This window comes from Enterobacter sp. CPE_E863 (assembly GCF_046521465.1).
GTDB lineage: Bacteria > Pseudomonadota > Gammaproteobacteria > Enterobacterales > Enterobacteriaceae > Enterobacter > Enterobacter adelaidei.
The window spans coordinates 2393602-2404680 of sequence record NZ_JBKFZX010000001.1 but is presented as its reverse complement, the minus strand read 5'-3'; the positions used below and the strand labels follow the sequence as shown (position 1 = coordinate 2404680).

The window sequence follows — 11079 nt, the reverse complement described above, 5'->3', positions numbered from 1 at the left end:
CAATTTTCCCCCAAGCTGATACCTTTCAGCAGGGTTATTTCTTTGAGATTTTTCCAGTGTTAAATAATTACGTAAGTATTGGAAGTGGCGCTATCATTGATTCTACATATGTTTAACATCCTGAAATGATAACTTTTTGGCACAGGTTTCGAGTGAAGTATGCTAATAAAAAGGGTATCTTCAGCGCGATTTCACATGACAAATTGTCAGTCCCGGGCATGCGCATAAGCGGAGCAAAACGTGATCCAAACGCTCTTTGATTTTCCAACGTATTTTAAATTTTTTATTGGTTTGTTTGCCCTGGTCAACCCGGTGGGGATCATTCCTGTCTTCATTAGTATGACCAGTTACCAGACGGCGGCGGCCAGGAACAAGACCAACCTCACCGCCAACCTGTCAGTGGCTATCATATTGCTCACCTCCCTTTTTCTGGGGGACGCCATTCTTCAGCTCTTCGGGATTTCGATCGACTCTTTCCGCATTGCGGGTGGGATCCTGGTTGTGACCATCGCCATGTCTATGATCAGCGGTAAGCTGGGTGAGGATAAACAGAACAAACAGGAGAAGTCAGAAACTGCCATCCGTGAAAGCATTGGCGTGGTACCGCTGGCGTTACCGCTTATGGCTGGCCCCGGAGCCATCAGTTCAACGATTGTCTGGGGCACGCGTTACCATAGCCTGATGCATTTGATTGGCTTTTCCGTGGCCATTGCCATTTTCGCGCTCTGCTGCTGGGGAGTATTCCGCATGGCGCCCTGGCTGGTGCGCTTATTGGGGCAGACGGGCATCAACGTTATAACCCGTATCATGGGCCTGCTGTTGATGGCGTTAGGGATCGAATTTATTGTCACCGGTATTAAAAGCATTTTCCCCGGCTTGTTACACTAATATTTCATATGAAAGAACGGAGCTACAGCTCCGTTTTTTTACGTGATTATCAGTAAATCATATAACTAAAGTTGAAATGCTCACATATCATAATAAATTCTACTAATAATGTTCATCTCTTGTATTTCAATAAGTTATTAATTTCCTTCCAACCCGCCTGCGCAGAAAACCTTCGATCGCTCTGTTATTTTACTCACATGATACTCTGGGGCTTGCTGAGATATAACCGAAATGATATTAGTAATTTCAACATTCCCCTAGATGAATGTGCTAAATAATAACCAGTTGTTAAATTTTTGTACAAAAACACTCGATGATAGCGCAGCGACGCGCTTGTAGAGGAGGTTTCCTCTATCTTATTGAATGTCATGTTTTTTAGTGGCGTTTGATGTCTGGCAGGGCTGCCCTCAACGATACGGTTCTCACCGTAAAAGAGAATTGCTTAACAAATTTGCAAAATGTATTGGCGTGCGTTTACGCCATTTGATACTTTCCGGCCTACTATTTTGCAGCATAAAACAAGTAGATGAGAATTATTTTCATATGCTTCTCTTCTCAGATATCCAGCGCAGGTCTCAAACAGGGGAGGCCTGTAAAGAATCGACGCAAGACGGCCATACGAGCGGTCAGTAATAAAAAAGTCGGTGATAGCAAGAAGTAAAAAAGAAGAACCTGGCAGCAGCAAAAAAAACTCCTGCGCTGTACAGGCCCCAACAGGGGATTACACAGCTGGCGAAGGCCAGTCATTATAATGAGTGGAGTACCAACACAATGTCCATCATCACAAAAAAAAATCTGGTAGCGGCGGGGATTTTAACTGCGCTAATCGCGGGCAACGCTGCAATGGCTGCGGACGTACCTGCAGGTGTTCAACTGGCTGAAAAACAGACGTTGGTTCGTAACAACGGTGCGGAAGTTCAGTCTCTTGACCCGCATAAAATTGAAGGTGTTCCCGAGTCAAACGTTAACCGCGACCTGTTCGAAGGTCTGCTGGTGACTGACGTAGACGGCCACCCGGCACCTGGTGTGGCAGAAAAATGGGAAAATAAAGATTTCAAAGTCTGGACTTTCCATCTGCGTAAAGATGCGAAATGGTCAGACGGCACGCCGGTTACCGCCGAAGATTTCGTTTATAGCTGGCAGCGTCTGGCGAATCCAAATACTGCCTCTCCGTATGCGAGCTACCTGCAATATGGCCACATTGCCAATATTGATGACATCATCGCAGGCAAAAAACCGGTCACCGACCTGGGCGTGAAAGCGATCGATGCGAATACCTTTGAAGTCACGTTGAGCGAACCTGTTCCGTACTTCTATAAGCTGCTTGTTCACCCGTCTGTTTCTCCAGTTCCAAAATCCGCAGTGGAAAAATTTGGTGAAAAATGGACTCAGCCTGCCAATATCGTGACCAACGGTGCCTACAAACTGAAAGACTGGGTAGTCAACGAACGTATGGTTCTGGAGCGTAACCCGCAATATTGGGACAACGCGAAAACCGTGATTAATCAGGTGACGTACCTGCCAATTTCTTCCGAAGTGACTGACGTTAACCGCTACCGTAGCGGTGAAATTGACATGACCTATAACAACATGCCGATTGAACTGTTCCAGAAGCTGAAAAAAGAAATTCCTAAAGAAGTGCATGTTGATCCGTATCTGTGCACCTATTACTACGAAATCAACAACCAGAAAGCACCATTCACCGATGTTCGTGTCCGTACGGCACTGAAACTGGCACTGGATCGCGATATCATCGTGAACAAAGTGAAAAACCAGGGCGATCTGCCAGCATACAGCTATACCCCTCCATACACTGATGGCGCAAAACTGACTGAACCAGATTGGTTCAAACAGACGCAAGAGCAGCGTAACGCAGAAGCGAAGAAACTGCTCGCCGAAGCTGGCTATACTGCTGATAAGCCGCTGACCTTCAGCCTGCTGTATAACACCTCCGATCTGCACAAAAAACTGGCTATCGCCGTCGCCTCGATCTGGAAAAAGAACCTGGGCGCAAACGTGAAGCTGGAGAACCAGGAGTGGAAGACCTTCCTGGATAGCCGTCATCAGGGCACCTTCGATGTGGCGCGTGCTGGCTGGTGTGCGGACTATAACGAACCAACCTCCTTCCTGAACACCATGCTGAGCGACAGCTCGAACAACACCGCGCACTATAAGAGCCCGGCATTCGACAAGCTGATTGGCGACACGCTGAAAACAACTGACGAAGCACAGCGTACTGAACTGTACTCTAAAGCTGAGCTGCAGTTGGATAAAGATTCCGCGATCGTTCCGGTTTACTACTACGTCAACGCCCGTCTGGTGAAACCGTGGGTAGGTGGCTATACCGGTAAAGACCCGATGGATAATATCTACGTTAAAAACTTGTATATTATCAAGCATTAATGGCAATGAGTGGGGCGAGTTCGCTCGCCCCACGGTGTCTAACCGACGTCACAATATATAGGCACACGCCAGAAGGTACGGGCAATGTTTAAATTTATCCTACGTCGCTGTCTTGAAGCGATTCCAACGCTGTTTATTCTGATTACAATTTCCTTCTTCATGATGCGTCTTGCGCCGGGAAGTCCATTTACCGGTGAACGTACGTTGCCGCCAGAAGTCATGGCGAATATTGAAGCGAAATATCACCTGAACGATCCTATCTCCACCCAGTACTTCAATTATCTGAAGCAGCTGGCTCACGGTGATTTTGGACCGTCATTCAAATATAAAGACTATTCCGTTAACGACCTGGTGGCTTCCAGCTTCCCTGTATCGGCAAAGCTGGGTGCTGCGGCATTTTTGCTGGCCGTTGTTCTCGGGGTGACTGCAGGCGTTATCGCCGCGCTTAAACAAAATACCAAATGGGATTATACCGTAATGGGGGTGGCGATGACTGGGGTAGTCATACCCAGCTTCGTTGTCGCGCCGTTACTGGTGATGATATTTGCCATCACGCTGAAATGGCTACCTGGCGGTGGCTGGAACGGCGGGGCGTTAAAGTTCATGATTTTGCCGATGGTGGCATTATCTCTGGCGTACATCGCCAGCATTGCGCGTATCACCCGTGGTTCAATGATCGAAGTGTTGCATTCGAACTTCATTCGAACCGCGCGCGCTAAAGGGCTGCCGATGCGTCGGATTATCTTCCGCCACGCGCTCAAACCGGCGCTGTTGCCTGTGCTCTCCTACATGGGGCCGGCATTCGTCGGTATCATCACTGGCTCAATGGTTATCGAAACGATCTACGGTCTGCCGGGTATTGGTCAACTGTTCGTAAATGGCGCGCTCAACCGCGACTATTCGCTGGTACTGAGCCTGACCATTCTCGTTGGTGCGCTGACCATTCTCTTTAACGCAATTGTCGATGTGCTGTATGCCGTCATCGACCCGAAAATCCGTTACTAACTGGAGCACGCCATGATGTTGAGTAAGAAAAACAGCGAGGCGCTGGAAAACTTCAGTGAAAAACTGGAAGTAGAAGGTCGTAGCCTCTGGCAGGACGCGCGTCGCCGCTTTATGCACAACCGTGCCGCGGTAGCCAGTCTGGCCGTACTGGTGATCATCGCGCTGTTTGTGACCCTGGCGCCGATGCTGTCGCAATTTACCTATTTCGACACCGACTGGGGCATGATGTCCAGTGCACCTGATATGGAGTCCGGACACTATTTTGGTACGGATTCCTCCGGACGCGATCTGCTGGTACGAGTCGCTATCGGAGGCCGTATTTCGCTGATGGTCGGTATCGCTGCTGCACTGGTGGCGGTGATTGTGGGCACGCTCTATGGCTCACTCTCAGGCTACCTTGGCGGTAAAGTGGACTCCGTGATGATGCGTCTGCTGGAAATCCTGAACTCCTTCCCGTTCATGTTCTTCGTTATCCTGTTGGTGACCTTCTTTGGCCAGAACATCCTGTTGATTTTCGTGGCTATCGGGATGGTTTCCTGGCTGGATATGGCGCGTATTGTCCGCGGACAGACACTGAGCCTCAAACGCAAAGAGTTTATCGAAGCCGCGCAGGTGGGTGGCGTATCAATCGGTAATATTGTGGTTCGCCATATCGTTCCTAACGTGCTGGGGGTGGTGGTGGTTTATGCTTCACTGCTGGTACCAAGCATGATTCTGTTTGAATCCTTCCTGAGCTTCCTGGGGCTGGGTACGCAAGAGCCTCTGAGCAGCTGGGGTGCACTCCTGAGTGATGGTGCAAACTCCATGGAAGTCTCTCCGTGGTTACTGCTTTATCCGGCGGGTTTCCTGGTCGTTACCCTGTTTTGTTTCAACTTTATCGGCGATGGCCTGCGTGATGCCCTCGACCCGAAAGACCGTTAAGGAGCGCCGTCATGACAATTATTGAAACGGCCGCTGCGCCGCAGGCGCAACAGCAGAGCAAACTTCTGCTGGATGTGAAAGATCTCCGTGTAACCTTTAAAACCCCGGACGGAGACGTAACCGCCGTTAACGATCTCAACTTCGACCTGCGTGCAGGTGAAACGCTGGGGATTGTTGGTGAATCTGGTTCCGGAAAATCCCAGACTGCATTTGCGTTGATGGGACTGCTGGCTGCAAACGGTGTTATCGGAGGTTCCGCGAAATTCAACGGACGTGAAATCCTCAACCTGCCGGAACATGAGCTGAACAAGCTGCGTGCCGAGCAGATCTCGATGATTTTCCAGGATCCGATGACTTCGCTGAACCCGTACATGCGTGTTGGCGAGCAGCTGATGGAAGTCCTGATGCTGCACAAAGGTCTGGGCAAAGCGGAAGCGTTTGAAGAGTCAGTCAAAATGCTGGATGCGGTGAAAATGCCGGAAGCCCGTAAGCGCATGCGTATGTTCCCGCACGAATTTTCTGGTGGCATGCGTCAGCGTGTGATGATTGCGATGGCGTTGCTGTGCCGGCCAAAACTGCTGATTGCTGATGAACCCACCACCGCGCTGGACGTCACCGTTCAGGCACAAATCATGACCCTGTTAAACGAGCTTAAGCGCGAGTTCAACACAGCGATCATCATGATCACCCACGACCTTGGCGTTGTGGCGGGCATCTGTGACAAAGTGCTGGTGATGTATGCCGGCCGTACCATGGAATATGGCAACGCGCGTGATGTGTTCTATCACCCAGCCCACCCGTACTCAATTGGTCTGTTGAATGCGGTACCGCGTCTCGATGCGGAAGGGGAATCTCTGCTCACCATTCCGGGTAACCCGCCAAACCTGCTGCGTCTGCCGAAAGGTTGTCCGTTCCAGCCGCGTTGCCCGCATGCGATGGAAATCTGCAACAGCGCTCCGCCGCTGGAAGCGTTTGCACCAGGCCGCCTGCGCGCCTGCTTTAAGCCGCAGGAGGAGTTGGTATGAACGCATTAGATGAAAAACGCAATGTGCTGCTCGAAATCGCTGACCTTAAAGTGCATTTTGACATCAAAGACGGTAAACAGTGGTTCTGGCAACCATCTAAGACCCTGAAAGCGGTCGATGGTGTCACGCTGCGTTTGTACGAAGGCGAAACCCTGGGCGTGGTAGGGGAGTCTGGCTGCGGTAAATCCACCTTCGCGCGCGCCATTATTGGTCTGGTAAAAGCCACCGGCGGCAAAGTGGCCTGGCTGGGTAAAGACTTGTTGGGGATGAAGCCTGACGAGTGGCGTGACGTGCGTAGTGATATCCAGATGATTTTCCAGGATCCACTGGCATCATTGAACCCGCGTATGACCATCGGTGAGATTATTGCCGAGCCGCTGCGTACTTATCATCCGAAGATGGCTCGTCAGGAAGTTCGCGATCGCGTGAAGGCGATGATGATGAAAGTTGGCCTGTTGCCTAACCTTATCAACCGCTACCCGCACGAATTCTCAGGCGGCCAGTGTCAGCGTATTGGTATTGCACGTGCGTTGATCCTCGAACCGAAGCTGATCATCTGTGATGAGCCCGTCTCCGCGCTGGACGTATCCATTCAGGCACAGGTGGTCAACCTGCTGCAGAAACTGCAGCGTGAAATGGGGCTGTCACTCATTTTTATCGCGCACGATCTGGCCGTGGTGAAACACATCTCGGACCGCGTACTGGTAATGTACTTAGGCCATGCAGTGGAGCTGGGCACCTATGATGAGGTGTACCACAACCCGTTGCACCCTTATACCAAAGCGCTGATGTCCGCAGTACCGATCCCCGATCCCGATCTGGAAAAGAATAAAACGATTCAGCTTCTGGAAGGGGAATTACCCTCACCGATTAACCCGCCGTCGGGCTGCGTCTTCCGTACGAGATGCCCAATGGCCGGGCCGGAATGTGCGAAAACGCGACCGGTTCTGGAAGGCAGTTTCCGACATGCGGTTTCCTGCCTGAAAGTAGACCCGTTATAATCGCAAGGGCTGACATGATGTCAGCCCTTATTTTTTGCGAGGTTACTGTGTCGCTTTTAATCACGCCCGCCCGTCGGCGGCTTTACCATTTTTTATTCGATCCTGAAACCGTAACCGGGAGACGCTTCGAAGGCCTCTGTGGTTTATTTGCGCTGCTCAGCGTGGTTGTGATCTTTATTGAGTCTGGTGTCGGGACGCAATACCACCTGACGTTTGACGAGTGGCATATTTTTGTCTGGCTTGAGTTGGCGATTACCCTGGTCTTTACCGCGGAATATTGCCTGAGAGTCATTTGCTGGCCCAACCCGGCCAGATATGTTTTCAGCTTTTGGGGATTTATTGATTTAGCGACCATCCTGCCGCTCTATGTGATGTGGCTGTGGCCGGAAATTAGCCTGAGTTACGTCTTTGCCTGACGAGCGATGCGCGTCATTCGGGTATTACGTATCCTTAAATTACTGCGTTTTATGCCGTCATTGCACGTGTTCTGGAGCGCGATAGTCAGCGCACGGCACCAGCTTATTCTGTTCTATTCATTTATTGCCATCGTCATGATTGTTTTCGGCGCGCTGATGTATCTGATAGAAGGGCCAAAATATGGCTTCACGACGCTTAATGCCTCGGTCTATTGGGCCATCGTGACCGTGACGACCGTGGGTTATGGTGATATCACACCGCATACCCCATTGGGACGTATTGTGGCATCAGTGCTGATCCTGATTGGCTATTCGGTGATTGCAATCCCGACAGGGCTCATTACCACACATATGAGCAGTGCCTTTCAGAGTCGCAAACAGCAGCGCAAATGCCCGAATTGTCATCAGGGTGAGCATGAACACAGCGCACGGTTTTGTAACCGCTGCGGAAGCGAATTACCGGATTAAATAAAAAAGGCTGCAATCGCAGCCTTTTTTACTATTCGCGCCAGAGGATATGGCACAGTTTGTGGTCTTTCTCGCGGCACAGCAGGACGCGGGCGAAGATGTCATTTATTTCGCCGCCATCTTCATCGGCCAGCCCAATCACTACTTCGGCAAAGAAGTCAGGATTAAGGTCGAAATCCACATGCTCAGCCCAGTCTTCTGAAGGGTCGAACAATTCGGCACCGCCGCGCTCTTCGAACTGCAGATTAAAGAGGATCACGTCTGCGGGATCGAGGTTATCAACCGCCAGTTCGAGAAAAATGTTATAGGCCTGCTCGAGCGTTTCGTCTTCGGTCAGGCGATTGTTCAGATCCATTTCCATGATGACTACCTGTTTAACATCGTTGGGCACGTTTTACAGCAACGGACTAAAGAAGTAAAACAGTCGTTCGGCAATTCTCTGCCACATTGGACGTTTTACCCACAGTCTGGCATCCAGCAGTCGCGAGCGGGAGATATAATCATCCTGGACTGCCGCCAGGTCACCGCCAAAACCGGCGTCATCAATCACCAGCGTGATTTCAAAATTGAGCCACAGACTCCGCATATCCAGGTTTACCGTGCCTACCAGGCTCAGCTCACCGTCGACGAGAACGCTCTTGGTATGGAGTAATCCGCCTTCAAACTGATAAATTTTCACCCCTGCGGCCAACAGTTCGCTAAAGAATGCCCGGCTGGCCCAGCCTACCAGTAGGGAGTCATTTTTGCGTGGCAAAATGATACTTACGTCGACACCACGTTGCGCCGCCGTACAGATTGCGTGCAGCAGGTCATCGCTGGGGACAAAGTATGGCGTGGTCATGATCAGGTATTCACGGGCTGAGTAGGTTGCCGTCAGCAGCGCCTGATGAATCAAATCTTCAGGGAAGCCTGGCCCGGATGCAATCGTATGAATGGTGTGCCCGCTGGCCTCTTCAAACGGCATAATATTGCCGTCCGGTGGTGGTGGCAGAATACGTTTACCGGTTTCAATCTCCCAGTCGCATGAGTAAACGATACCCATAGAGGTGGCAATCGGCCCCTCCATTCTTGCCATCAAATCAACCCATTGCCCAACTCCCGAATCCTGTTTAAAGAAGCGTGGGTCGACCATGTTCATACTGCCGGTGTAGGCAATATAGTTATCGATCATGATCATCTTACGGTGCTGGCGGAGATCCATCCGGCGCAAAAAGACACGCAGGAGGTTAACCTTCAGCGCCTCAACCACTTCGATACCGGCATTACGCATCATGCCCGCCCACGGGCTGCGGAAAAATGCCACGCTGCCTGCAGAGTCCAGCATCAGTCGGCAGTGAATGCCCCGACGTGCTGCGGCCATCAGGGATTCAGCAACCTGATCGGCCATACCACCGGGCTGCCAGATGTAAAACACCATCTCAATGTTATGGCGAGCCAATTGAATATCGCGGATCAACGCCTGCATAACATCGTCAGAAGTGGTCAGCAACTGGAGCTGATTGCCTTTGACACCGCCAATCCCCTGACGGCGCTCGCAAAGTTTAAACAGCGACGCGGCAACACTGCTGTTCTCTTCGGCAAAAATATGTTTGCAGGCTTTAAGGTCGTTAAGCCACTTCGCGGTCGAGGGCCACATGGCGCGGGCACGCTCGGCGCGGCGCTTGCCCAGATGAAGCTCACCGAAAGAGAGATAGGCAATGATCCCTACCAGCGGGAGGATGTAGATTATCAGAAGCCAGGCCATGGCAGAGGGTACGGCTCTGCGCTTCATCAGGATGCGTAATGTCACACCCGCGATTAACAGCCAGTATCCCAGAATGACCAGCCAACTCACCACGGTGTAGAAGGTTGTCATAGGTTAAAAAATCCTTTTGAAAGCGTATTGTTATGAGTGTACGCATCAGGATTCATCTGGCAAATAAAAACGCCAGGTAAAAGCGCTGGTTTGCTGTAGTGTTGGGTTTATAATGGCATCTCTGTTAGAGAAAGAGTTGTAGACATGAAGCGCAGTAGAACTGAAGTAGGGCGCTGGCGCATGTTGCGACAGGTGAGTCGTCGCAAGGCACGTTGGCTGGAAGCACAATCCCGCCGCAATATGCGTATTCACGCCATCAGAAAATGTGGAATGACCCGGCACCGCAACGCGTTGCTGTTCGCAGTCCAGGATATCTGATAACCATGAGGGCACCGCAAGGTGCCCACTGATTTTATAGCGTCTGATTTTTAGGAATAGCGTTTTTGCAGCGATATTCCCGTTGTTTTTAGCAAAAGGAGGGAGAAGTGTTTGCGGAGTTTGGTGTACTGAATTTCTGGACGTACGTTGTAGGCGCATTTTTTATCGTGCTGGTACCTGGGCCGAATACCCTGTTTGTGCTCAAACCGGGATTGGTCACGGCGTTAAAAAAGGGTACCTCGCCGCGACAGGTGTATTTATCGGCGATGCGGTACTGATGTTTCTGGCCTGGGCGGGTGTTGCGGCATTAATCCAGACCACGCCGGTACTGTTTAACATCGTGCGCTATCTCGGGGCTTTTTATCTGCTCTGGCTGGGGGGCAAAATGCTCTGGTCGGTGATCACCCGTAAGAATCATGCCCACGAGAGCGGCGCCGAGCCCGCCAGCATGATCATGAAACGTTCGCTGGTGTTGAGCCTCACGAATCCAAAAGCGATTCTGTTCTACGTCTCGTTCTTCGTGCAGTTTATCGACGTGAATGCGGAAAATACGGGGACCTCTTTCCTGATCCTCGCTACCACCCTCGAGCTGATTAGCTTTATGTATATGAGCTTCCTGATCTTCTCTGGGGCGTTTGTCACGCGTTACCTGAAAACCAAAAAGAAACTGGCAAAACTGGGGAACGGGCTGATAGGGCTGCTGTTTGTCGGGTTTGCGGCAAGGTTAGCATCGCTGCATTAATTGCCAAAAAGGCTCCGGTGACGGAGCCTTTTTTGTA

The 11079-nt window shown here is 50.9% G+C and carries 9 protein-coding genes and 2 pseudogenes; 9 read left to right on the top strand and 2 right to left on the bottom strand.

Annotation, left to right across the window (positions count from 1 at the left end; translation table 11 throughout):
* Positions 1-240: 240 nt before the first annotated feature.
* From ACLHV8_RS11840 to ACLHV8_RS11810, 7 genes and pseudogenes are all read left to right on the top strand, one after another.
* Positions 241-888 (top strand): YchE family NAAT transporter, encoded by a 648-nt coding sequence (locus ACLHV8_RS11840; protein WP_021240330.1) that lies wholly within the window; start codon positions 241-243, stop codon positions 886-888.
* A 771-nt stretch (positions 889-1659) separates the two neighbouring features.
* Entirely contained in the window at positions 1660-3291 is a 1632-nt protein-coding gene (oppA, locus tag ACLHV8_RS11835; protein ID WP_028018772.1) for an oligopeptide ABC transporter substrate-binding protein OppA, read from the top strand.
* A gap of 84 nt (positions 3292-3375) precedes the next feature.
* Entirely contained in the window at positions 3376-4296 is a 921-nt protein-coding gene (gene oppB, locus ACLHV8_RS11830) for an oligopeptide ABC transporter permease OppB (RefSeq protein ID WP_028018773.1), read from the top strand.
* Between the two features lie 12 nt (positions 4297-4308).
* On the top strand, positions 4309-5217 hold the full coding sequence (gene oppC, locus ACLHV8_RS11825) for an oligopeptide ABC transporter permease OppC (RefSeq protein ID WP_049006867.1): 909 nt from the start codon (positions 4309-4311) through the stop codon (positions 5215-5217).
* Positions 5218-5228: 11 nt separating this feature from the next.
* Positions 5229-6242, top strand: a complete 1014-nt coding sequence (locus ACLHV8_RS11820; protein WP_208595105.1) for an ABC transporter ATP-binding protein — start codon at positions 5229-5231, stop codon at positions 6240-6242.
* Positions 6239-7243, top strand: a complete 1005-nt coding sequence (gene oppF / locus ACLHV8_RS11815) for a murein tripeptide/oligopeptide ABC transporter ATP-binding protein OppF (RefSeq protein ID WP_028018776.1) — start codon at positions 6239-6241, stop codon at positions 7241-7243. Before ACLHV8_RS11820 ends, oppF begins: the two co-directional genes overlap by 4 nt.
* Before the next feature lie 14 nt (positions 7244-7257).
* Positions 7258-8127: pseudogene (locus tag ACLHV8_RS11810) on the top strand (ion transporter).
* A 31-nt stretch (positions 8128-8158) separates the two neighbouring features.
* On the opposite strand, the gene ACLHV8_RS11805 reads toward ACLHV8_RS11810, so the two are convergent.
* Both ACLHV8_RS11805 and cls read right to left on the bottom strand, forming a co-directional pair.
* Positions 8159-8488 (bottom strand): HI1450 family dsDNA-mimic protein, encoded by a 330-nt coding sequence (locus ACLHV8_RS11805; protein WP_410376889.1) that lies wholly within the window; start codon positions 8486-8488, stop codon positions 8159-8161.
* A 33-nt stretch (positions 8489-8521) separates the two neighbouring features.
* On the bottom strand, positions 8522-9982 hold the full coding sequence (gene cls / locus ACLHV8_RS11800; RefSeq protein WP_028018778.1) for a cardiolipin synthase: 1461 nt from the start codon (positions 9980-9982) through the stop codon (positions 8522-8524).
* A 144-nt stretch (positions 9983-10126) separates the two neighbouring features.
* On the opposite strand from cls, the gene ACLHV8_RS11795 reads away from it, so the two are divergent.
* Entirely contained in the window at positions 10127-10300 is a 174-nt protein-coding gene (locus ACLHV8_RS11795; RefSeq protein WP_021240326.1) for a YciY family protein, read from the top strand.
* A 107-nt stretch (positions 10301-10407) separates the two neighbouring features.
* Positions 10408-11042, top strand: a pseudogene (gene leuE, locus ACLHV8_RS11790) (leucine efflux protein LeuE).
* Positions 11043-11079: the final 37 nt, after the last annotated feature.